Raw genomic sequence first — 25,063 nt, forward strand, 5'->3', positions numbered from 1 at the left:
GACAGAAAAATAACATTTTTCCGTCTTCACTTAATGAATAGAAGGTTTGGAACTATTCTGGAGCTAACCGGAAAATTTTCCGGATCTCGGGAAGCCCTTCGGTACCATCCGCCCTGCTCCGGCGCGCGTTCCTTGCCATTCTATCAAATCTGCTGCACTACGGCTAAAGGTCCGATCGGCAGTATCATGCCATGTGAGACCATCTTCCAATTTAAAGGTAACTGCATCACTCACTCCACCATCTTTATAGCGTTGTAAGCGCACTCCCTTACCGCGTGTCATTTCCGATATCTGTTCAAGAGGAAAGATAAGCATTTTTCTGTTCTCGCCAACGATCGCGAGATGATCACCGTCAACGGGCAGGCATAATTTTGCCTCGTCAGGCAATTTTACATTCATGACCTGCTTACCCTTCCGCGTCGTTCCAATGACATCATTTTCAGAAACGATAAAACCGTTCGCCTGATAAGAAATAAGCAGAAGTTTTCGATCGGGCACGTGAACAAATGCCGTCAAGATATCTTCGTCATTATCCATATCGACTAGGATGCGGATAGGTTCACCATGCCCCCGTCCACCTGGTAGTGAATTGGCAGCAATGGTGAAAAATTTCCCGCCGGTGCTCATGACAATAATTTTATCGGTTGTCATCGCAGGAAATGCAATTTTCAACCTGTCATCTTCTTTGAAGGTAAGGGTAGAATAATCTGAAAGATGCCCCTTTAGTGCTCTTAGCCAGCCCTTCTCGGAAATAACAATCGTTACCGGCTCTTTTTCGATCATTGCCTGTTCTATGTCTTTAATATCATGATCGGGAGCATCTTCGAATGTGGTGCGCCTTTTGCCTAAAGCTGTGTCAGGACCGAAGAATTTTTTAACTTTTGCAATTTCTCCAGCTATTGCTTTCCACTGCTTTGTATTGGATTGCAAGAGAGCATCTAGATCGCTTTCTTCGGCTTTTAAAGCGTCAAATTCTTTGCGAATTTCCATTTCTTCAAGTCGGCGTAACGAGCGTAATCTCATATTCAGGATTGCTTCTGCCTGATTTTCCGTTAGCGAGAAGCTCGTCATCAACTTTTTCTTGGGCTCGTCTTCTTCGCGAATAATCCGGATAACCTCATCCAGATTGAGATAAGCAATAAGATAGCCTTCCAAAATTTCGAGACGCCGCTTAATTTCGTCAAGACGAAATCTGGACCGACGAACGAGAACGTCTTTCCGATGGTCAAGCCACTGTTGTAGTGCCTGCCCCAAAGAAAGGACATTCGGTATTTTTCCGAGAGTTAGAACGTTCAGATTAAGCGGCACACGCACTTCGAAATCTGTCAGCTTGAAAATGGATTCCATCAATAATTCCGGATCGACAGTTCTTGTTTTCGGCTCCAGAACAATACGGATATCTTTTGTCGATTCATCGCGTATATCGTCAAGCATCGGCAAGCGACGGGCAAGCAATAGTTCGGCCGTCTTTTCGATAAGCCTAGATTTTTGCACCTGATAGGGAATTTCTGTAACAACTATAGAATAAGTGCCACGGCTTCCCTCTTCCTTGTGCCAACGCGCGCGCAATCGAAAAACGCCACGTCCGGTCTTATAAGATTCACGGATGCTTTCTTGAGGCTCGACGAGAATCCCTCCGGTCGGAAAATCCGGACCCTTTACATATTTGACGAGATCGTCATTCGTCGCATCGGGATGTGCAATCAGATATGTCGCGGCATCGCAAAGCTCGGCAACATTATGGGGTGGAATGGACGTTGCCATTCCGACGGCTATACCTGAAGAACCATTCGCCAGAAGATTTGGAAAAGCAGAAGGTAATACGACTGGTTCCTCATCCTCTTCATTATAAGTGGGACGAAAATCAACCGCATTTTCATTTATACCATCAAGAAGCAATGTCGCGACCGCTGTCATACGTGCTTCTGTGTAACGCATCGCAGCCGCATTATCGCCATCAATATTGCCGAAATTGCCCTGCCCGTCTACAAGCGGATAACGAACCGCAAAATCCTGTGCCAAGCGCACAAGCGCGTCATAAATAGACGAATCGCCATGTGGGTGGAACTTGCCCATAACATCGCCGACAATGCGTGCGCATTTTGCATAAGCTTGATCCGGATTGAGCTTCAACAGGCGCATTGCGTGGAGGATACGACGATGAACAGGTTTTAACCCGTCACGTACGTCGGGAAGAGCGCGATCCATAATTGTCGACAGTGCATAAGCCAAATAGCGCTCTTGCAAAGCAGAGCGCAGTTCTATGGGTTCAATATGATCTTTTTCGGATAATCGAATCACTTTACTTGACATAGTTGTTGAATAGCAATTTGGTGAATCCACCGCAAGCCGTGGACTTGTTTTCGTTTTTACTTAAGTATGATAACGATTACCAACTGATCGGTAAAAGCCAAACCGAATGACTGAATAAAAAAGGTGTCTTCTGATGAGACGATTTCAAAGTGCATTAACACTATCGACATTAGCTCTTTTAACAATGACGACAGTTCCGATATCGGCTTGGGCCGTCGATCCGAATGCTTTCACTTCCCGTTTAGAAGAGAGTGCAAAATCCGAAGGTCTATCGATTTCTTCAACAAAGTCTGAAGCAGACGGCAATGATATTGTTTTGCGCGATGTAACAATAAAGGTTCAGGGAGAACGTAATATCGGAGAACAAACTGACCAATCTTCTCCTTCGGACAAACAATCAAAAGAGCCGGACGAAAATGTGAGCCCTACTGCTGCCATAGTTTTTGATAAAATTGACAGCTTGCGTTTTAAAAATGTAACAGAGGATCAGGACGGAAATTATTACGCAGAAAATGTTTCGATCCCTGCGCTCAAAGGCACGATCTCCGAGGTTACATTCAATCTAAAAGATATTTCTATTGATAAAATCAGGCTTGTATCGGGAAAAAACAAAGATCCTTTATTTTTATATTTCCCGTATGAAAGCTTGGCTATCGGGCAGATTTATTCGGCCTATCAAGATCAGATATTTCTGAATGTCGAAGCTCTCAAGGCAATATATCTTTGGCAACCCGACAGAAAACGTATGGATCTCGTTCACAGCGTAAAATCGTTCAGTTACGAGCCTGATAAGATCTACAAACCTGTTGAGTATAAATGGATAAAAGACCTTGGATATGACAAACTATCCGGTTCTTTAAATTTTCATGCAAATTGGGATAGCGATAACGGTAAATTTGTTGCCGACCATAACGAGATTACGATCGATAACGCCGGGAAATTGGAATTCAGTATAAATCTGGATGGAATTACCGAAGATTTTATCAACAACGTCTCTAAAATGCAAAATGCAAAACAGCAAAAGACTTCAAATCAGACAGACGATGATAACGCTGAAACGTTGATTCTCTTAGGAATTATCCAACAACTAAAAATTGGTAATATAAACCTACGTTATGAAGATAATTCACTCGTTAACCGGATACTTGATTACTACGCAAAACAGAACACCGTAACGCGTGATGATTTTATAAAACAAATTCTGCAAAGTTGGTCGCTGATCGGTGCTAAAGTTGATGATCCCGAATTTATAAAATCTACGTCGGAACAAATAGAAATTTTTCTTCATAATCCAAAATCACTTTCTATTAGTGGTACACCGGAAGCAGCAGTTCCATTACCGATTGCCTATATGGCCGCGGTTACCTCGGGTGCAAAATTTATAGATTTGTTCAAAATTAAAGTAGACGCTAATAAATAATAAATCGCCTTAGGCGAAAAATTCGCAGCATATCCAAGTTATTTTATTTCTTAACTTGGATATTTTTTTTGGGGAATGTCGGGCGAAAACGAATATTTAAAAACTTTACCGTAAAGTCAATATATCGAAAGACGAAACCGGAAACGAACTTACAACGTCCAAGTTGTTGCCCTATAACATTCAGCTTCTTTCTATTTCCATGCAAAATGGGGATATCGATAATGGTAAATTCGTTAGCAATCATAATGGGATCAAGCTTGATGATATTGGAAACCGCAAGATCCGCATGAATTTCGGTGGAATTACCAAAATTATGATGAAACACTTCATTCTTGTACAAAACGAAGTCAATCCGCTTGCTACGTTGCCTGTTTTCGATCTTATTGGCGATCAATTAAAAATCGGCGATATGACTATCCGGTATGATGATAGGGGCTTCGTGATCAGGGCCTTGGATTATAATGCGGAAAAAACGGGATGACACGCGAGACGCTGAGAACACAAATCAAGTCGAGGCTACCTTTGATGGGAACAAAAATTAAAGACCCAGAATTTGTCCAAAATACTTCCGAACAATTAGGTAATTTTCTCGAAAATCCCGTTTCACTGACCGTCAGCGTGTCACTGGGAAAAACAATCCCTGCGGATATTATCGCCGCAATTGGTGAGAAATCCGACGTTAAGTTAATAAATTTATATTAAAATTGAAAGTGAAAGCGAATAAATAGTCGAAATCTTTCACGAAAAAACCCGACTTTAGCCGGGTTTTTTGTTTAACTGTCTTTTATTCAATTATCTTTTTTTAAAGGTGCAATACGAAGCGATAGCTCGCTTAGTTGTGCAGCTGTCACCTCCGAAGGAGCTCCCATCAAAAGATCCAACGCCTGCTGGTTCATCGGGAACAGCGAAATCTCGCGCAAGTTCTTGACACCAAGAAGTAACATGACCATACGGTCAATTCCACAGGCCATGCCACCGTGTGGCGGAGCGCCATAGTGGAAAGCCCGATAGAGTGCACCGAAGCGCTCTTCAACCGTTTCTTTCGCCAGACCGGCAATCTCGAAAGCACGCACCATAGTCTCCGGCGAATGGTTACGGATGCCACCAGAACCAAGCTCGAAGCCATTGCAAACCACGTCATATTGATAAGCCTTGATATTCAACGGCTCCTCGGTGTCCAAAGCTTTTTTCCCGCCCTGTGGCATAGAGAACGGATTATGGGAAAATTCGATGTGCTTTTCATCCTCGTTCCATTCAAAGAACGGGAAGTCAACAATCCAGGCCAGTGAAAACCGGTCACGGTCAACAAGGTTAAGCTCTTCGCCCGCCCGTGTTCTTGCAGCCCCTGCAAAAAGCGCAAATTTACGTGGGTCTCCCGCTACGAAGAAACAGGCATCACCATCCGCAAGTTTAAGCTGATTGCGTATAGCTTCAGTCCGTTCCGGCCCGATATTTTTAGCGATCGGACCTGCACCTTCAATATGATCACCTTCTTTACGCCAGAAGATATAGCCCAGTCCCGGTTGCCCCTCGCCTTGTGCCCATGAATTCATGCGATCACAAAAAGCGCGGCTACCGCCGGTCTTGACAGGTATACCCCAGACTTCTGCTTTTGCATCACTCTCCAATATATTGGCAAATACCTTGAACCCTGAACCACGGAAATGTTCGCTTACCTCTTCCATAACAATCGGATTGCGCAAGTCCGGTTTATCAGAACCGTATTTTCTCATTGCATCGTTATATGGAATACGAGGAAATTTTTGCGTTACCGGTTTACCGTTCGAAAATTCCTCGAAAATACCACGGATGATGGGTTCCATGACCTGCAAGATGTCTTCCTGCTCGACGAAACTCATTTCCATATCCAATTGATAAAATTCCCCGGGAAGCCGGTCGGCACGAGGATCTTCGTCACGAAAACATGGTGCAACCTGAAAATAGCGATCGAACCCCGACATCATCAAAAGCTGTTTATATTGCTGGGGAGCTTGTGGCAGAGCATAAAATTTTCCGGGATGGATGCGACTCGGCACAAGAAAGTCGCGCGCACCTTCCGGTGATGAGGCAGTTAAAATCGGCGTCGAAAATTCAGTGAATTTGGCTTCCTGCATACGACGACGGATAGCTGCAATTATTTTTGTTCTTTGCAGAATATTTTTATGTAATGTCTCGCGACGCAAATCCAGAAAACGATATTTCAAGCGAATATCTTCAGGATAATCCGGTTCACCAAATACCGGTAAGGGCAATTCGTCCGATTTTGATAGAATTTCAATTTCGTTGGCAAATACTTCGACTTCGCCGGTCGGAAGATTGGTATTGATGGTATCATCGGAACGTGCCCGAACTTCACCATCAACTCGCAAAACCCATTCACTTCTTACCATCTCGGCAATTTTAAACGCCGGTGAATCCGGATCGGCGACAATTTGTGTTATGCCGTAATTATCACGCAAATCGATAAACAATATCCCACCATGATCCCGAACACGGTTAACCCATCCCGAGAGACGAACTTTTGTTTTAACATCGCTCTTGCGCAGAGCGGCACAGTTATGGGAACGATAACGATGCATAGTCTTGCCTTTTTTGTTTCATGCATTCTGAAATAGTCTACTTGTGCGCAAAAGCGCATTTTGCCGCACATTTGTCAAGCTATTGAAGGATTGTGTATGAAAAAATATAGGAAAAGACAAATATTATATAATAGGTTATAGCCTTGAATATGAAACTTATTACACATACAGACGCCCTAAAAGACGTTGTCGCTACACTTTCTAAATCGGATTTTGTAACTGTTGATACGGAGTTTATTCGTGAATCAACTTATTGGCCGCAACTGTGCCTCATACAATTGGCATCAGACGATATTGCAGTCATCGTTGATCCGCTTTCTCCCGACATTGATCTCGCACCAATATTCTCGCTCATGAAAAACCAGAATGTTGTAAAAGTTTTTCATGCTGCACGTCAGGATGTAGAAATTATCTACAAGCTTGGAAATATCATTCCTTCTCCGTTATTCGATACGCAGGTGGCGGGCGCGGTTTGCGGCTTTGGCGAAAGCGTATCTTACGAACAAATTGTCGAACGCGTTACAGGTCAGCATATCGACAAATCATCCCGTTATACAGACTGGAGCAGAAGGCCGCTCAGCGATAAACAGTTGTCATATGCATTGGCTGATGTAACCCATCTGAGAGACGTTTATAAATATCTTGATAAAAAGCTTGAAAAAACTGGAAGAACCCATTGGATAGACGATGAAATGTCTATTTTAACTTCGACAAAAACCTATGACATGCCAAATGAAGATGCATGGAAAAGAATTAAGGGGCGCATAAGAAAGCCAAGAGAATTGGCCGTTCTCCAACAGATTGCTGCATGGCGCGAACAAGAGGCAAAAAATCGCAATGTCCCACGCGGACGCATTTTAAAAGATGAATGTCTTATCGAAATTGCAACGCAACAACCGAAAGATGCCGATGCTTTGGCTAAATTGCGCAGTATTTCGAAAGGTTGGGAACGTTCGGCTGCGGCCGCAGAATTATTGAAAGCAGTCCAGACTGGTCTGACAACAGACCTTAGTACGTTACCGCCAATTCATAAACATGTTCCCGTTGCAAATGGTACGGCAGCGGCCGTCGAGCTACTACGTGTATTGCTTAAGCTTGTGGCGGATGAGGAAAATATTGCACCCCGTATAATCGCGAATAATGACGAGCTTGAAAAAATTGCAAAACAGGATAGCGATGGTCATGTGCCGGCGTTGGAAGGCTGGCGTTACAAGATATTTGGTGAAAAAGCAGAGAAACTGTTAAATGGCAATTTGGGTTTTTATTTTCATAACGGGAAAATATTGACAAAAGAACTCTGAACGGAAAGAAATATCCTATCAAAATTCTGATTTGGCTTGAAACACGCAGTTTTATTGCAGAGGCGGATGATGGAAAAAGTCCTTACAGTTACATTTAACCCGACCGTTGACGCTGCCAGCGAAGCGGAGGTCGTGCGTCCGACCCATAAAATCAGAACATTTGATGAAAGTTTTCATCCAGGTGGCGGCGGAATCAATGTTGCCCGCGTGGTTCATCGTTTGGGTGGCGATGTCAAAGCGCTCTATGCAAGCGGTGGCATTATGGGGAATGTTCTGAACCATCTTCTGGAAGACCGTGGCATACAGTGCATTAAAATTGCGATTTCAGGAAATACACGTGTGAATAATGTTATTCACGAACGGGCTTCCGGTATGGAATACCGCTTTATTGCCGAAGGTCCCATTATGAAAGAGACAGAATGGAAAGCGGTCATTGATGCGACAAAAAACTCGAATGGGACTGGATTGTTGTAAGCGGTAGTCTTCCTCGAAATGTTCCTATTGATGTCTACGATATGTTGATAGACATTGCTAAAAAAGAAATGCCCGTATTGTAATAGATACCTCTGGCGAGGCTCTTAAACATGTCCTTGATAAAGGCGGAGTAACACTCGTAAAACCTAGTCAGGGCGAGTTCGAGGCTTGTACCGGAAAAACCTATAATCTTACCGACGATATTGCCAAAGCTGCTCAGGAATATTGCATCAAGGGCGCGTCCGAAATTATCACTGTTACGCTGGGACATCAGGGGGCAGTGTTGGCCACAAAGGATAAAACACTTTATCTACCCTCGCCTCATGTGCGGGTTATCAGTGCTTCTGGCGCCGGTGATAGCTTTGTTGCAGGTATGGTGCAAGGATTGGCTCTTGGTTGGGAAGCCGAGGATGCTTTTCGTTTGGCAACAGCCTGTGGCACTGCTGCTGTGGCTGAAAAAGGAAACGGTTTGTGCCAGCTTCCAAATATCAAACGCCTTTATAATTATCTTGCCCGCAAAGGTAAAAATATCGGTCCGGCAACCCTATCACAGGACTAAAAAGTCGAGGGGCTATAAGCCCCTCCATCGGCACATTATAGATCTAGTTTCGGCAACCATTTGGATGTTTTCTTTGGATTGATGCACGGGTTTTAGCACTAGTCATATAAAAATAGATCGCAGCGCGTTTAACTGCTGCATTCCCGTGAGCTTTATTCAGGGAAATAATAACAACTATCCAACGTTGTTAAATTAGTAACGACGTCGGAAGCGCGCCTTATGGACATACGGTTATTTATCTTCTGAAACGGATTTTCCGGCATTTGAAAACAAACAGATTCCGGTTTTATTTTAGTTCGTCCGTTTTATTAAAATTCGTCTTTAACTTATTCATATCATGAGTTTTTAATGAAAACGTTTTAAAAATTCAGCCCGATGAAATCGACTTTAATAGCCTTTTGATTGTATGTTCAGTGTCTCGTTCAAAAAGTGTTAAAACACCGTCTCTTTGGTCGCTAATCGGGTGTCTATCCAACTAATTGGGACTTCTATGTTGAAGGCCACCTAAGGCGTGAAATTACACGAGAGTCTTAAAGTTGATTTCCGTTTTCAATTAGAACTACGAGCCTTGGTTAAATGCGGATGCATTGCCTTTAAATATCCTCTAACCGAATGAGAAAGCCGTTGGTTTCTTTAAAATTTCAAACCACCAAATAGCGCAAGTCCTTATTCGTAACTTTTTCGAGTTGCTGCAAACGCCCTAGCGGCCGTTCCGCAATAAGATCGGAATGGCGTTCCGGTATTGTTAGAACAATAGACTTATCTTGTGTTTTCCATATTAAATCTGGCAGAATACCGGCAGTCGAAGCAGAAAGAGATTGGCAACGCGCATAAGCCCGCCCAGAAAACGGGCTCTTTCTACAATTTCTTTATTCGCAAGTTTTATGATTGACGGTGCGTCATCATCCACGAATAGTCCTTCATTACGATAAAAAACCGATAATGCGACATAGACACGACCGATATGTGTAATGCCGGGATAAGGCCCGAAAGCCACCTGATTAGCCGATTGATCGCCTCGATAATCGGGATGAAAACGCCAACCGATATCGGCAAGAAGACAAGCCGCTTCGCGATATCTTTTTTGTTCTTCGTTTTCCTGAAAGCCGAAAATATCGAAAGCATTCTTTGTAAAGCCGATAAGGTCATAAGCCTGCGCCGGGGAACGGGCACGCAAAGTTGCCATTTCCTGACAGGCCGCTATGAGCGGATCTTCCAGACGTGTTTTGGGACTTAGTTCTGAAAACATAAATCCTTCACGTACCCCCGCACCTGAAAATATAATTTTCTTCGGGTTAAGAGAACGCATAAGTTCTGTCAGGACAGTTGCTCCATAGGATAAGAGTTGCCGGCGGTTTTTGGAAATGGCGGAGATGTTTTTTAACTGGTCGATCTCACCCTTTGCAACGCGGTGAAGAAATGATTCCATATCGGATGCTTCGACCTCGTAGCCGTGCATGACAGGAAGAGGATAGTGTTTGACTGCAATGTGGAGCTTTGCGAGATTTCGCCATGTCCCCCCGACAGCATAAAAGTTTCTTCCTTTGTTTTTGCCAAGAATCTCGCTTCTCTTGAGATAGCGTCGGGCAATTTTTGTAGCTTCCGCCAGATTATTGTCAGACATATCCTGAAGCCGCAAACCTCCCAGCGGCAAAGTAATTCCATCATCGCCGACAGACGTTTCATGGATATCAACCAGCTCCAGACTTCCTCCGCCCAAATCACCGGCAATTCCATCCGGATGATGGAAAGTAGATATGATACCATAGGCGGAGTAGGTCGCCTCTTCTTTACCAGTCAGAACCTTTACTTCAGCTTTGAGAATTTTTTCAGCTTCTGCAATAAAGGCCGGTCCATTCTTGGCTTCACGTGCTGCAGCTGTTGCCAATGTATGAATTGCCGACACACCGATCTGTTCGCAAATGGCATGGAAGCGTCTTAAAGTACGTAACGCCATTTCGACCGAATCCGGTTCGAGGCAACCGGTTTTTGCAACGCCTTTCCCCAGTCCACAAAGAATTTTCTCGTTGAAGAGAACCGTGGGGGAGCGCACCAACCCCTCATAAACGACCAATCGAACCGAGTTTGATCCGATATCGATTACGGCAACAGGTTTTCGGCCTTTTAAACGGCCTTGAGCAACGGAGCTATCCATTTATGTTTCAGTCTTTTTTCGTTGTATCGGTTTATCTGTGTTCGTTGTATCAGTTTGTTGACGGCGTAATGCAATGATTCGAGGAGCCGAGGACCTCAAAGATTTTCCACGTCCGGAAAGACTTGGATTGGTCATGAAATATTCCTGGGCATTGAACGGTTTTTCACCTTTAAGCGGAGTAATACGGCGCGAGGTTCCGTCGCTCAATATCTCGAAACTTTGCTGATTGTCTATAATATTTGCCAGCATAATCTGGGAAAGAATTTGTTGGTGAACCGTCTTGTTGAAGACCGGTACTAGCGTTTCAACGCGTCTGTCAAGATTTCTTGTCATCATATCGGCCGAACCAAAATAGACAATTGCGTTTTCATTCGGCAAATCCTCTCCATTGCCGAAACAGAAAATACGACTATGTTCGAGGAAACGCCCGACAATCGACTTTGCACGAATATTATCGGAAAAACCGGGAATACCGGGGCGTAAACAACAAATGCCGCGAACCACCAGATCAACCTGAACACCGGCCTGCCCTGCTCGATACAAAGCATCAATAATCTGAGGGTCGACAAGCGAGTTCATCTTCATCCAGATTGCCGCAGGTTTCCCTTCCCTTGCATGAGCAATTTCATCCTCAATATGTCCCAGAATACGACGCCGCAATGTCAAAGGTGAAAAGGCCAGTTTCATCGGCTCGTCCGGTTGTGCATAACCGGTAATGAAATTAAAGATCAACTGAACATCGTGCCCGATGTCGTCATCCGTCGTGAAAAATGACAAGTCGGTATAGATTTTTGCCGTTATCGGGTGATAGTTTCCTGTTCCCAGATGAACATAAGAGCGTAACCTGTTCTCTTCGCGACGAACGACCAGCGACATTTTAGCGTGGGTTTTGAGTTCAATGAACCCGAAGACCACCTGCACCCCTGCTCTTTCTAGGTCTCTCGCCCAGCGGATATTCGCTTCTTCGTCGAAACGGGCCTTAAGTTCGACCAGAGCCGTAACAGATTTCCCTGCTTCCGATGCATCAATGAGCGCACGTACAATCGGGCTGTCATTCGATGTTCTGTAGAGCGTTTGTTTGATTGCCAAAACATCCGGATCGGCTGCAGCTTGGCGCAGGAATTGGACAACGACATCAAATGATTCGTAAGGATGATGCACAACAATGTCTTTTTCACGAATGGCTGCAAAACAGTCGCCTGCATGTTCTCTAATCCGTTCCGGAAAACGCGGGTTATAAGGAACAAATTTCAGGTCTTCGCGCGGGATTGAAACAATTTCCGAAATCATATTGAGCGCCAGCAAGCCATCAAGCACGCTTATACGATTATCCGGAACACCAAGCTCGGTCGTTACAAACTGGCGTAAATCATCCGGCATTTCGGCGTCGAATTCTATGCGAATAACCTGACCGCGACGTCTACGTTTCAAAGCGGTTTCAAATAGCCGAACGAGATCTTCGGCTTCTTCTTCGACCTCAATATCACTATCGCGAATGACCCGGAATGTTCCTGCCCCGTTCACTTCATATCCGGGAAAGAGTTTGCCGATGAAAAGACTGACAACATCTTCCAAAGAAATAAAGCGATAACCGTGACCTTCATCGGGCAGCAGCGTGAAACGTTTGAGCGCAGTCGGTAACCTTAAAAGTGCTGTCATAGGCTGATGGTCTGCACGACGTAACAAATGAAGTGCAATTGAAAAGCCTAAATTCGGAATGAACGGAAACGGGTGAGCCGGATCGATCGAAAGTGGCGTGAGAACAGGAAATATTGTCTCAAGAAAATGATTTTCAAGCCATGTTTTTTCAGTTTCGGTCAGACGATCAGGACGGATAATCGCAATTTTTTCCTGTTCAAGTTCATGACGTAATGCACGCAATTCTTGTTGTTGGTTTGCTTGTAGCCTTGCCACTTCCGCCAACACAAAATCAAGCTGCTCCTGAGGAGTGCGCCCGTCCGCACTACGCGTAACAATTCCAGCACGCACCTGACCGGCAAGACCGGCAATACGAACCATAAAAAACTCGTCAAGATTTGTCGCCGATATGGATAAAAAACGTAGACGTTCCAATAAGGGATGTTTTTTATTGGCAGCTTCCATCAACACACGATTGTTGAATTGAAGCCACGAAAACTCGCGATTTATAAAACGTTCCGGAGTTTCCATATTGATTGTATCAGCATTAGGCTGTTTTGCCTCGGAATTTGATGAGTTTTTTGTACGTAAAGCCATATTGCTTTTCCCTTCATCCTTATTGTTTTAATGCTGCAACCGAAATAATCACATTAGTCCGCTTCCGGCGAAAACGTTTCGAGTCATCACGTTCCGGTTTAGTCACAACTTCAAGCTTACAACTCGGATACCGCTATGACAAATCCAATATCAATTTTTTGATACCAATATTCGTTTTATCCAGTGTTTCTGGCTCTTTTTTTCGGAAACATACAACTGGGTAGCTAGCACAATTAGCCGGTTTTATTTTGATTTAACAGTTTTGAAGCCGGCCAGAAAAAGCTCGGTATACCGCATCAAAAACTCTACGAAATTGCAACACTAAACGTCGGTTTTAGCCAAAAATATTGTGATATCGTAACTTGTAGTTGAATGGTTGTTCAGCTTGCTGAAAAATTTGATCATTTTACTTCAGATAACCGCAAAAATCGCAGCTGGTTTTAAATAGCTCTCTTCTCCTATCGACCATGAAAAATGGATAATCGAGTTTTCGTGTCGGTGCCCACATACAAACTATTAGCCATTATTGAACAATTAGGTTATAGAGAGAACGTTATCAGTGGAAGTGCGTAAAATGCACAGGGTTTCAATAACGACATGGAGTTCAGGCATGGCTAGTCATAACATTCCTCATTTTCAAAATGATGGCGGATATAAAATGATAGAAATCGGCGTGAAGAGGTTCATGTGCGTCGGTGCCAATCCTCCGTTCGATCATCCGCATATTTTTATAGATATGGGAGCCGATGACGAAAAAATTTGCTCATATTGCTCGACATTGTACAGATATAACCCATCTCTTTCTGAAACAGAAACGAAACCTGCCGGTTGCACATTTGACGTGGAGCAATTCAAAATCGCGGGTTGATTGTCAATCTATCAATATTGAATAAGGAATAAACTATGAATTGGCAGAATCAGGAAAAACCAATCATAGTGGGGGCAGGAATTGCCGGGTTAAGTTCGGCATTGGCATTAGCTCAAAAGGGAATAAGCACCCTTGTTCTTGAAAGTCGAGATCATCTGGAAGAAGTCGGCGCCGGTGTTCAATTGGCACCGAATGCTACCCGATTATTAAAGCGCTGGGGCGTTCTCGATCAATTATTGGACGTTGGCGTCAAAGCCAAATTCCTTGAGCTCAGAGACGGTTCATCAGCCAAGACACTTCTCCATGTCGACTTGCAGGATATCTCGGAGCGGCGTTGGCATGCTCCTTATATTACAATTCACCGTGCCGATTTGCAAAATGTACTTTATGAAAAAGCAAGCAATAATCCCTTGATCGAGATTAAATTGGACGAAAAAGTGATTGCTGTTTCCAATGAAACCGATGACTTGGCAGAAATCCTATCTGATCATCAGGGGGTCGAACAACGCTTAGTAACACCGCTCGTCATCGGGTGTGATGGCGTTTGGTCGAAGTTGAGACAATTCCCACCATTAAATGACCAAGCGAGTTTTAGCGGTTATATTGCCTGGAGAGCTACAATTGACGTTGATCTTCTTCCGAAAGAATTTCTGAGTTCTTTCGAGGACGTTAAAACTGTAACCGCATGGATGGGACCGAACAATCATCTTGTAGCCTACCCGTTGAAAGCAGGTAAGTCGTTTAACTTTGTTGCAATCACGCAAGGATACAACCCGGGTGAAGTCTGGTCACGTGATGGTGATAAAAATGAGCTTTTCAGGCATTTCAAGGGCTGGCATCCGGCGATAAGGAACATTTTCACTCTGGTCGATAAATGGACATTCTGGCCGTTGTTCCAAATGTTACCACACCGGTTCACCGATAATAAATTTCGCGTTTTTGTTGGCGATGCAGCGCATGGTTTTTTACCCTTTGCAGCGCAAGGTGCGGCTATGGCCATCGAAGATTCAGCCGCTCTGGCTGAAATTTTATCTAGTGAAGATATGGACCTGTCTTCGGCTATGAGACTTTACAGCAATATTCGCACGCCACGCGTTGCTGCTGTCAATAAAAGGGGTGCGTTCAACCGTTTTGTATACCACGCCACCGGACCTGTTGCTCTTGCGCGCAATTTTGTGATGAAGATACGCCCGTCAGAAAATTTCATGGCAAATCTTGACTGGCTTTATGGATATGACTCTACCGGTTTTGCCAAAAACCAATAGCACAATCATAAAATCTGGCTTAAAAATGCCTTCGCCCTTTCATGCACCGGATGGTCAAAAAACTCATCCGGTGGGGCAACTTCAAGGATTTGCCCTTCATCCATAAAAATTACCCGATCGGCAACTTGTCTGGCAAAGCCCATTTCGTGGGTGACACAAAGCATCGTCATGCCATTTTCGGCAAGATCAATCATTGTATCCAGAACCTCTTTGATCATCTCCGGATCCAGAGCCGAGGTTGGTTCATCAAACAACATGACACGCGGTTCCATACAAAGAGAACGGGCAATAGCAACACGTTGTTGTTGTCCACCTGATAGCTGTCCGGGATATTTATGGGCCTGATCCGGAATTTTGACACGTTCCAGATAATGCATTGCCTGCTCTTCTGCTCTGCGCCGGCCCACATGCTTCACCCAGATAGGCGCAAGCACACAATTTTCGAGAACAGTCAGGTGAGGAAACAGATTGAAATGCTGGAAAACCATGCCGACGTTCCTACGTATTTTGTTCAAACTCCACATTCCATGCTTGAGAGGAATTCCCGTTACCGTAATATCCCCCTCTTCCGCCCGTTCCAGACCGTTGATACATCGTATCAATGTGGATTTTCCCGACCCTGAAGGACCGGATATTATCACCCTCTCTTTCGGTTTGACTTCGAGTTCGATGTTGCGCAAAACATGAAGCCTGCCGTACCATTTGTTGACATGGTGCATCGCTACATCCAAATTCTCATCAATCATATCCGGCTTTTTCCGCAAGTGCTTATCCTTCCGCACCGTTAGTCTTCGGAGCATTCAAGCGCCTTTCAATAAAATGCGCATATCTTGACATGCCAAAACAAAATACCCAGAAAACCAGTCCTATAAACACCATTCCTGTAAGGGGCGTCTGGGGAGTGCTCCACTGGGCCTGTTGAATTGCCTGTCGTACAATCCCCAGAAGATCGAACATCCCGATAATATAGACAAGGCTTGTTTCCTTAAACATCCCGATAAGCACATTTATAATGCCGGGTATGACCAGGCTATAGGCTTGGGGCAAGATAACAAGACCCATTGTTTTGAAATAACCAAGACCAAGCGCTTCTGCCGCCTCATATTGTCCGCGCGGTATTGCTTGTAGTCCGCCACGAACGACTTCGGCAATATAAGCGGAGGTGAATAATGCAACGCCAATCAAAGCGCGCAAAAATTTGTCGAAGGTTATATCCGGCGGAAGAAATAAAGGAAGCATAACGCTGGCAATAAATAACACGGCAACCAAAGGTATGCCTCGTACAGTCTCTATAAAAATCAACGAGATCGTATGGATAACGGGCATTTTCGAACGGCGGCCAAGTGCCAATAGGCTCCCTAGGGGAAGTGAAATGGTAATACTGCAATAGGCAATCGTCAAAGTCACAAGCAATCCGCCCCACAATTGGGTTGCGACCGGTTGTAAATGAAAATACCCACCAAAAAGCAAAAAATAGCCGATAAGCGGAACAACAAAGAGCGATACAAGTGCATTGGCTATTTTTAGCGGGCAAGAGGGAATAAGTAATGGCAAATTTATGATAACCACGATCAATGCCATGAGATCGACACGCCAACGTTCGCTATCGGGATAGCGGCCGTAAATGAATTGCCAGAAATTCGCTTTCACAAAAGCCCAACACGCCCCGCTCCAGTCATCCGGCATTATTCCGCCTTGAGTGATCGTTGTGCAGGCCTTGCGGTCGCTACCGCTCCATACAGCTTTGATAATGAGCCAATTAATAAGCGGAACGGCAAAATAGATGACTGCGAGCACAAGTATGATGCTCACTACACAATTTAGAGGTGTGGAAAAAAGATTGTGCCTCAACCAATGCCATATTCCCCTATCGAGTATAGGAGGAGGAGACGCCGATATAAACTTCGTCTGGACATAACGCTCGGTCATTCTAGCGCTCCACCAAAGCCATATGTCGGTTGAACCAGTTCATAAAAAGCGAAACGACAATGCTCAAGCCCAGATAAACTTCAATCCAGATAACCGCCAGTTCAACGGACTGTCCGGTTCTTTCCATAATGGTGCTTGAGACCATCATAAGTTCGGAATAACCGACGGCTGCGCCGAGAGATGTATTTTTGATCAGGTTCATATATTGGCTGGCAAGCGGTGGAATAATGATACGCAGAGCAAGCGGCAATATAACCAGACGCATAATCAGGCCATTGGAAAGACCGAGCGATGCACCGGCCTCAGACATGCCTTTATCCACACCCTGAATACCTGCGCGAATTGTCTCGGCAATCAATGCACCCGTATAGATTGATAGTGCAAGATAAAGCGAAAGGAATTCCGGCGAAATATAATACCCGCCACTGAAATTGAAACCTTTCAATGTAGGAATGTCCCACGACGTGGGATAGGCAAATAACAGAAATAGAATGATCGGACAAAAAATACCGATAAAGGGGCCATACCACCATTTTATCCGTGTGTTACCGGTTTCCTTTATCATATAACGGCCACGGAAATGGAGAACGAACGCTAAAGCCATCAATATAACGGATAAAACTACAAATAATAATACATGTTCACCCCAAACCGGCCGTGGCAGATAAATTCCCCGAATATTAATTGCTAAGTCACCCCAATGAAGACTTTGTCTTGCAGGCGGTAAAATCTGCATAATGCCGATTGACCAGAAAAATAACAGGACGAGCGGCGGTATGTTACGGAAAAATTCGACATAACAGAGCGAGAGCTTGGCAACCAGCCAATTTTGCGACAAACGGCCAATACCGATAAAAAGCCCGATCAGCGTAGCTGTTACCAGACTTAATGCCGAAATGAACACCAGATTGACGAGACTTGCTGCAATAACTTCGCCGTTGGTTGCGTTATCATCATATTGAATGATGCTTGATGGCTGGTTAAATCCGGCACGTTTATCCAGAAAATCAAAACCGGAAGCAATATTGGAAGCACGCAGGTTGACAATGGTATTGTGGGCTATCCATCGAATGACGAGAAAAAGGCCCAAAATGACCAAACACTGAAGGCCAAAAGATAAAAGCGAACGCATATTGAAAAAGGCAGCCAATTCTGCCTTCAGGGAGCGCTCGGACATTATTAGCGGGTGTTTAGTCATTAGGAAAATTGACGCTATAAAAGACCATCAACGAATAGGGAGACCGTATTGCAGCCCGCCTTTCGTCCACAAGGCATTGATGCCGCGTGAAATTTTCAAAGGTGTATTCTGCCCGATATTACGCTCGAAGATTTCACCATAATTGCCGGTCGCTTTAATGATTTTTACGACCCAATCATTATCAAGCCCCAAGTCTTTACCAATTGTATTACCCTGTTCCACTCCGAGAAGACGCCGGATATCCTGATTGTCGGATTTTAACATATCGTCGACATTTGCCTGTGTTATGCCGAATTCTTCAGCATTCAACAGTGCATTATGCGTCCAACGCACAACATCCGCCCATTGGGGATCACCTTGACGAACGGCCGGACCGAAAGGTTCTTTCGAAATGATCTGCGGCAAAACAACATGATCTTCCGGATTTTTTAGCTGTAAGCGCAAGCCATAAAGTGACGACTGGTCGGTTGTGTAAACATCGCAACGCCCTGCATCGTAGGCTTGATTGACTTCGGTAAATTTATCAAAAACAACAGGTGTATATTCCATTTTGTTATTACGGAAATAATCGGCAAGTGTCAGTTCGGTTGATGTACCAGACTGAACACATATTGATGCACCCGATAATTGAAGCGCTGATGTCACACCTTCAAGATTCTTTTTGTTAATCATGAAGCCCTGTCCATCGTAATAATTGACACCGACAAAATCCAGTCCCAAGGCTGTTTCCCGATTGATTGTCCAAGTGGTATTGCGGATCAAAACATCGATTTCACCTGATTGAAGTGCCGTAAAACGCTCTTTAGAGCTTAAGGGAACAAATTTTACTTTGTCACCACTTCCGAAGACAGCGGCAGCAACGGCACGACAATAATCAACATCAAAACCTGTCCAATGGCCTTTTTCATCGGGAATGCTGAAACCGGCAAGTCCCGTGCTTACGCCACATTGCAGATATCCCCTCGCCTTAATGTCATCCAAAGTGCCTGCAGAGGCCGAAACAGCGCTTAAGGCCGCAACAGCAACGCCGACAGCAGCGATGTAAGTGTTGAAAAACATAATGTCCTCTCCTGCTTTTGCAAAAACTTGTCCTGATCGCTATCGAAAAGCATTATCCCGATAACGTCAAGCAAATAGCGTGCTATCATTCTAATGAAAAGCGAACAGATTTTGCTTGACCTTTATCATGTTTTATCAAAGGTAAAATATAAAGTGGAATAAAAAATTGGAAAGTACAGTTGATGACCTCAAATAAACATTCAAATCCGTCCGGCATCAATACCAAACTTGCTCATTGTGGAAATAATCCGGCCGATTATTTCGGTTTTGTCAATCCACCGGTTGTTCATGCTTCAACGGTGTTGTTTCCCGATGCGAAGACTTTAAAATCCGAAAATCAACGTTACACCTACGGCACGCATGGAACGCCCACAACCGATGCTCTTTGCGAGGCGATCAACATGCTTGAAGGAGCGGAAAAAACCGTTCTGGTGCCTTCGGGGCTTGCCGCAATTACCGTTCCGCTCCTCGGTGTATTGGCACAAGGTGACCATGCATTGATTGCCGATTCTGTCTACGGACCGACACGTCGTTTTGCCAATAATATGCTCCGGAAAATGGGGGTAGAGGTAGAATATTATGACCCGACAATCGGCAGAGCTATAGAAACTTTGATGAAGCCGAACACCAAGGTGGTTTTTACCGAGTCACCGGGATCAAATACATTCGAAATTCAGGATATACCGGCAATTTCGTCGGTTGCACACGCACATGGCGCAGTTGTACTGATGGATAATACATGGGCAACACCTGTTAATTTCAAGCCACTTGACCATGGTGTCGATATTTCAATTACCGCAGGAACAAAATATCCGGCAGGCCATTCCGATATTCTGATCGGTTTCATCTCTGCGAATGAACGGACGAAAAGAATTGTCGAAGACGCCCATATGTTTCTTGGAATGAGCGTTTCCGGTGATGATGCTTACAATACTCTGCGCTCGATGCGCACCATGGGTATAAGACTTGCCCATCAAAGCAAGACTGCTTTAGCTCTCGCCCAATGGTTGGAAACTATGCCGCAGGTTGCAGAAGTGCTTTATCCGGCACTTCCAAGCCATAAAGGCCATGAAATCTGGAAACGCGATTTCAAAGGCGCTTCGTCATTGTTTTCGATTGTTTTGAAAGGCGGCGGCGAAAAACAAGCCCACGCTTTTTTGAATGCACTTAAAATTTTCAAACTCGGATATTCCTGGGGCGGCTATGAAAGTCTGGCTGTCGAAGTCCACTTGGAAGACCGAGTTTTCAAACACCAATATTTAGGTTCACTTCTGAGGCTTCAAATCGGCATTGAGGATTTCGATGACCTGAAAGCTGATCTTGAACAGGCGTTAATCGCAACAAAGCTCTGAAGATAATTCAAAAAAAATAACGAAATTACAATATGAGGAAGGTAATAGATTTACCTTCCTATTTTTGTTGAATATCAATCGGTTGTATGTTTTTTTTAAACCATTTTATAATTTTATACAAGCTCGACATCGACAACACCGCGAATGGCTTTCATAGCACCTGCTACCTGCGGAGTTACGCGATATTTATGCGGGAGCGAAACTTCTATTTCGCGGGCACCATTATCCTTGATGATAATGAAGCCTACATCCCCGTCGCCGCCACGCTCGAGGCTACTGCCGATTTCTTCTACCATATCGGCATTACGAACAAATATACGCATTGTTTTATGAATACGTTCTGCTTCATGTTCCAATGACTGAACTGTTTCTATCCGTAAACTGATACCTTCCGGACGATTTTCGGCATTAACTGTTATGACGACCGATTGCCCCGGTTCAAGCATATCTCCATAGGCCGCCAATCCTTCCGAAAAAAGGATCGCTTCGAATTGTCCGGTCGGGTCGGAAAACTGGATAATGCCCATTTTCTTTCCCGATTTCGTCTTTCTTACCTGTTTTGCACTGACCGTTCCGGCAAGACGACCGGCATTTGCCCCTCGCCGCACAGCATTGGAAAAATCGTTCCAGTTTTGAACGCGGAGTTTTTGCAAAACATCCTTATATTCATCCAATGGATGGGCAGATAGATAAAAACCAATGGCTTGAAACTCATGATGGAGCTTTTCAGCCGGCAACCAAGGCTTTGCCTCAGGCAATAAAAGTGGTTCTTTCGGTCCGTCGCTCATTCCGAAAATATCGGTCTGGCCGCTCCGGTTATCGTCAAGCACCCGCATTGAACGGGCATTGATGACATCAATTCCTGCCACGAGCACTTCACGCGGAATATGGAAGCAGTCGAAGGCGCCGGCATGGATGAGACTTTCCATCACCCTCTTATTGACAATACGTGGATCCGTGCGTTCGCAAAAATCTTCCAGATCTTTGAACGGCTTGTCGCCGCGTTTTTCCACAATGTGATTGACTGCAGGGTCGCCAACCCCCTTGATTGCTGCAAGTGAATAATAAATACGATTTTCGCCGACCTCGAACGCACGATAGGATGTCTGGACAGAAGGGGCGACAACTTCAATTCCAAGTCTTTCAGCTTCACGCCGAAAATCATTGAGCTTCTCTGTGTTGCCCATTTCGTAAGTCATGGAAGCGGCTAAAAATTCAACCGGATAATGGGCTTTCATATAGGCCGTTTGATAAGAAACAAAAGCATAAGCTGCCGCATGGGATTTATTGAAACCATAATCAGCAAATTTTGCCAGCAAATCGAAGATCGAATTTGCCTGATTTTTATCCACGCCCCGTTCAACAGCTCCGGCAACGAAGTGGACACGCTGGCGCTCCATTTCTTCATGAATTTTCTTACCCATGGCGCGGCGCAAAAGGTCCGCTTGTCCAAGCGAATATCCCGCGAGCACCTGCGCGATCTGCATCACCTGTTCCTGATAGATGATGACGCCTTGGGTTTCCTTCACAAGATAATCTATTTTCGGGTGAATGGAGGCAATCTCTTCTTCACCGTGTTTACGGGCAATATAGGTCGGGATATTCTCCATAGGACCCGGCCGGTAAAGTGCGACAAGGGCGGTAATATCCTCGATACGGTCAGGTTTCATTCCGATAAGCGCCTTGCGCATGCCCGTACTTTCAACCTGGAATACCGCGACTGTTTCACCACGTGTCAGCATGTCATAAGTCGGTTTGTCATCAAGCGGAATATGGGAAAGATCGATCTTTATTCCTTTGCGCGCGACAAAATCGACAGCCGTCTTCAAAACTGTAAGGGTTTTCAAACCCAAAAAGTCGAACTTGACTAGCCCCGCTTTTTCAACAAATTTCATATTGAACTGCGTAACCGGCATATTCGAGCGCGGATCACGATACATTGGCACCAATTGCCACAAAGGCCGGTCGCCGATAACGATACCGGCGGCATGTGTGGATGTATGCCGATAAAGTCCCTCAAGCTGAAGTGCAATATCAAGGAGATGACCGACCGTTGGATCTTTTTTCTTTTCTTCCTCGAATTTTGGTTCATCCTTGATGGCTTTTGCAAGCTCGACGTTGTTTCCGGGCGTTTGCGGAACCAATTTGGAAAGATAATCTACCTGACGATAAGGCATTTCAAGGACGCGACCGACATCGCGAATAACTGCTCGAGCCTGTAATTTACCGAGTGCAATAATTTGTGCAACTTGTTCGTTGCCATATTTGGATTGCACATAATGGATAACTTCTTCGCGTCTATCCTGACAGAAATCCACGTCAAAATCCGGCATGGATACGCGTTCCGGATTGAGAAAACGTTCAAACAGCAATGAAAAGCGCAACGGGTCTATATCGGTAATTGTCAAAGCATAGGCAACAAGCGAGCCTGCACCTGATCCACGTCCTGGCCCTACGGGGATATCATGCGCTTTTGCCCATTTGATGAAGTCAGAAACGATCAGGAAGTAGCCCGGAAACTGCATTTTTGTAATAATGGATATTTCATATTCCAGTCGTTCTTCGTAATCCTTAGGCGTATAACCTTCCGAAGGACCGGCCGTTTCAAGGCGCATCTTCAGCCCTTCTCTTGCCTGACGTATCATTTCGTCAGCTTCCGCTTTGACAGCTGCTGCAGGATCATCCGATTGACCGGTGAAACGTGGCAAAATCGGTTTTCTTGTCGGCGTATAGGCGTGACAGCGCATTGCAATTTCAACGGTGTTGTCGATTGCCTCCGGAAGATCGGAAAACAGCTCGACCATTTCATCTTGCGATTTCAGGTAATGATCGGGTGTAACGCGCCTTCTGTCCGGATTGGATACAATTTGTCCTTCGGCAATTGCCAATAATGCATCATGCGCTTCATAACCGCTTTTATCTTTGAAAAAAGCTTCATTAGTCGCTACCAACGGTATGCCATATTTATAGGCGAGTTCGACAATTTCCGCTTCCGTTGCACGATCATAATTGCCGTGGCGCTGTAGTTCCATATATAGCCGGTCGCCGAAGGCTTTTTGCAGACGTTGCAAACGTTCGATAGCGCGATCTCTTTTATCTGCAACAATCGAGCTGTTTATCGGACCGTTCGGTCCACCGGTCAGGGCAATAATGCCCTCACTCAGTTCTGCGACCCATTCTATCCTCGCATTTGCGGGGTCAGTCTCGCTTTTATCGAGATAGGCACGGCTTACAAGATGCACCAAATTCTTGTAGCCCGTTTCGGTAGCTGCAAGGAGAACAATTGACGTAAAGTCCGAAGGATAACGCCATTTTGTAACACGTGGGTCATACCCCACATCTTCGAAGTCGATAGCCAATTGGCAACCGATAATCGGTTGAATACCGTCGGCAAAACAATATTGGGTAAATTCGAGTGCACCGAAGAGATTATTTGTATCGGTAATCGCGATAGCCGGAGCATGGTCATGAAGGGCATATTTGATGACTTCTTTGACCTTTATTGCACCTTCCAACAATGAATAGGCCGAGTGAATCCTCAAATGGATAAACCGCGGGCGTTCAATTTCCTCGTTTTGTTTTTCAGTACTACCGTCAGACACGTTCAATCTTTCCAATAATTGTTCGCGATCGCCACGACAAGAAATGTCAATGATTCTGCCAGATTCTCTCGTGATCAAAGCAGCTCTCGATCATCATCACGACGGGCTCAGGAAGGCTTTCATAGCTTTGGGCGAAGGCCCCGGCTTGCAACATCAGCCCCAACTCGCAAAATCACGCTTTTGTTTTAGAACGTTATTAACCAGATTCCTATCGTTGTCACGAACAAACTCACAGAAACAAAGGACAACACATCATATAAAATTTCAGACATCAGCTTTTCCTTTCTTGTTATGTATCCTTTATGTTCTTGTTTTGTTCTGTTTTCAAGTTTTTATTTTCGCCATGCTTTCCATAGTTAATGATTTATTTCCATGAATGATATTTCCTCTCACAATTTCAATAGAGAGAAATATTCTCGTCAGGACTTTGTCCTTGCAATCAAGGTTCGGTTACACGTTATCTTTTCCCAGATATTCGACTGATACAGGGTTTCCGATCCCGCCCGGTCCTGCATTTTTAAATGAGAAGTTTCGCTTAAGCGGCATCCGTCAGCACTTTCGCAATGATCGGCCGATTGTTTTGAGGCTTAAAATATCCAATCCGCACAAAACGACAATACGAATGTTTCAAACTATCAGGCTTTTAAAAAACAGGCGCCTATCCGGTCCTCAAGATGCATGTTAAAGGTCAAAATAGTCGAACATGCTTTTTCTGCAATCATTCTTTTGAATTTAAAAAAATTCCGTTGTTGTT

17 protein-coding genes and 1 pseudogene are annotated in these 25,063 nt (G+C 44.6%); 9 read left to right on the forward strand and 9 right to left on the reverse strand.

Annotation, left to right across the window (positions count from 1 at the left end; genetic code table 11):
• Positions 1–63: 63 nt before the first annotated feature.
• Positions 64–2,313, reverse strand: coding sequence for a DNA topoisomerase IV subunit A (gene parC / locus BBC0178_RS05920; RefSeq protein ID WP_078039526.1), 2,250 nt, complete (start codon positions 2,311–2,313; stop codon positions 64–66).
• Between the two features lie 133 nt (positions 2,314–2,446).
• Here parC and BBC0178_RS05925 point away from each other — a divergent pair, with 133 nt between their 5' ends.
• The 3 genes from BBC0178_RS05925 (at position 2,447) to BBC0178_RS05935 (ending at position 4,435) form a co-directional block, all read left to right on the forward strand.
• Positions 2,447–3,733, forward strand: coding sequence for a hypothetical protein (locus BBC0178_RS05925; RefSeq protein WP_149867429.1), 1,287 nt, complete (start codon positions 2,447–2,449; stop codon positions 3,731–3,733).
• A gap of 166 nt (positions 3,734–3,899) precedes the next feature.
• Entirely contained in the window at positions 3,900–4,214 is a 315-nt protein-coding gene (locus BBC0178_RS05930; protein WP_149867430.1) for a hypothetical protein, read from the forward strand.
• Positions 4,211–4,435, forward strand: a complete 225-nt coding sequence (locus tag BBC0178_RS05935) for a hypothetical protein (RefSeq protein ID WP_078039529.1) — start codon at positions 4,211–4,213, stop codon at positions 4,433–4,435. The genes BBC0178_RS05930 and BBC0178_RS05935 overlap by 4 nt, the downstream gene beginning before the upstream one ends.
• Positions 4,436–4,521: 86 nt before the next feature.
• On the opposite strand, the gene aspS is transcribed toward BBC0178_RS05935, so the two are convergent.
• The gene (gene aspS / locus BBC0178_RS05940) at positions 4,522–6,312 is read right to left on the reverse strand and encodes an aspartate--tRNA ligase (protein WP_078039530.1); all 1,791 of its coding nucleotides are present in this window, start codon (positions 6,310–6,312) and stop codon (positions 4,522–4,524) included.
• Between the two features lie 149 nt (positions 6,313–6,461).
• On the opposite strand from aspS, the gene rnd reads away from it, so the two are divergent.
• The 3 genes from rnd (at position 6,462) to BBC0178_RS12140 (ending at position 8,646) form a co-directional block, all read left to right on the forward strand.
• Complete coding sequence (gene rnd, locus BBC0178_RS05945; RefSeq protein WP_077971533.1) at positions 6,462–7,613, forward strand: ribonuclease D; 1,152 nt, start codon at positions 6,462–6,464, stop codon at positions 7,611–7,613.
• A gap of 66 nt (positions 7,614–7,679) precedes the next feature.
• Positions 7,680–8,087, forward strand: a complete 408-nt coding sequence (locus tag BBC0178_RS12135; RefSeq protein ID WP_078039531.1) for a PfkB family carbohydrate kinase — start codon at positions 7,680–7,682, stop codon at positions 8,085–8,087.
• An 82-nt stretch (positions 8,088–8,169) separates the two neighbouring features.
• Complete coding sequence (locus tag BBC0178_RS12140) at positions 8,170–8,646, forward strand: PfkB family carbohydrate kinase (RefSeq protein WP_250638115.1); 477 nt, start codon at positions 8,170–8,172, stop codon at positions 8,644–8,646.
• Positions 8,647–9,287: 641 nt separating this feature from the next.
• Here BBC0178_RS12140 and ppx read toward each other — a convergent pair.
• Positions 9,288–10,801, reverse strand: a pseudogene (gene ppx, locus BBC0178_RS05960) (exopolyphosphatase).
• Entirely contained in the window at positions 10,802–13,036 is a 2,235-nt protein-coding gene (locus BBC0178_RS05965; protein ID WP_078039533.1) for an RNA degradosome polyphosphate kinase, read from the reverse strand.
• 610 nt (positions 13,037–13,646) lie between these two features.
• On the opposite strand from BBC0178_RS05965, the gene BBC0178_RS05970 reads away from it, so the two are divergent.
• Complete coding sequence (locus tag BBC0178_RS05970) at positions 13,647–13,904, forward strand: zinc-finger domain-containing protein (RefSeq protein ID WP_078039534.1); 258 nt, start codon at positions 13,647–13,649, stop codon at positions 13,902–13,904.
• A 35-nt stretch (positions 13,905–13,939) separates the two neighbouring features.
• Positions 13,940–15,169, forward strand: a complete 1,230-nt coding sequence (locus BBC0178_RS05975; protein WP_078039535.1) for an FAD-binding protein — start codon at positions 13,940–13,942, stop codon at positions 15,167–15,169.
• A 5-nt stretch (positions 15,170–15,174) separates the two neighbouring features.
• Here BBC0178_RS05975 and BBC0178_RS05980 read toward each other — a convergent pair whose 3' ends face one another.
• From BBC0178_RS05980 to BBC0178_RS05995, 4 genes are read right to left on the reverse strand one after another with little or no spacing between them, the layout of a single operon-like run.
• On the reverse strand, positions 15,175–15,915 hold the full coding sequence (locus BBC0178_RS05980) for an amino acid ABC transporter ATP-binding protein (protein WP_149867511.1): 741 nt from the start codon (positions 15,913–15,915) through the stop codon (positions 15,175–15,177).
• 22 nt (positions 15,916–15,937) lie between these two features.
• Positions 15,938–17,098 (reverse strand): amino acid ABC transporter permease, encoded by a 1,161-nt coding sequence (locus BBC0178_RS05985; RefSeq protein WP_078039536.1) that lies wholly within the window; start codon positions 17,096–17,098, stop codon positions 15,938–15,940.
• Between the two features lies 1 nt (position 17,099).
• Positions 17,100–18,275, reverse strand: a complete 1,176-nt coding sequence (locus BBC0178_RS05990; RefSeq protein ID WP_149867431.1) for an amino acid ABC transporter permease — start codon at positions 18,273–18,275, stop codon at positions 17,100–17,102.
• Between the two features lie 48 nt (positions 18,276–18,323).
• Complete coding sequence (locus BBC0178_RS05995) at positions 18,324–19,355, reverse strand: amino acid ABC transporter substrate-binding protein (protein ID WP_078039538.1); 1,032 nt, start codon at positions 19,353–19,355, stop codon at positions 18,324–18,326.
• Positions 19,356–19,537: 182 nt separating this feature from the next.
• Here BBC0178_RS05995 and metC point away from each other — a divergent pair, with 182 nt between their 5' ends.
• Positions 19,538–20,707 carry a cystathionine beta-lyase gene (gene metC, locus BBC0178_RS06000; protein WP_078039539.1) on the forward strand — a complete coding sequence of 390 codons (1,170 nt, stop codon included), beginning with the start codon at positions 19,538–19,540 and terminating at the stop codon, positions 20,705–20,707.
• A 113-nt stretch (positions 20,708–20,820) separates the two neighbouring features.
• Here metC and dnaE read toward each other — a convergent pair whose 3' ends face one another.
• On the reverse strand, positions 20,821–24,309 hold the full coding sequence (gene dnaE / locus BBC0178_RS06005) for a DNA polymerase III subunit alpha (RefSeq protein ID WP_078040383.1): 3,489 nt from the start codon (positions 24,307–24,309) through the stop codon (positions 20,821–20,823).
• Positions 24,310–25,063 lie beyond the last annotated feature (754 nt).

This window comes from Ditibartonella apihabitans (assembly GCF_002007485.1).
GTDB lineage: Bacteria > Pseudomonadota > Alphaproteobacteria > Rhizobiales > Rhizobiaceae > Bartonella > Bartonella apihabitans.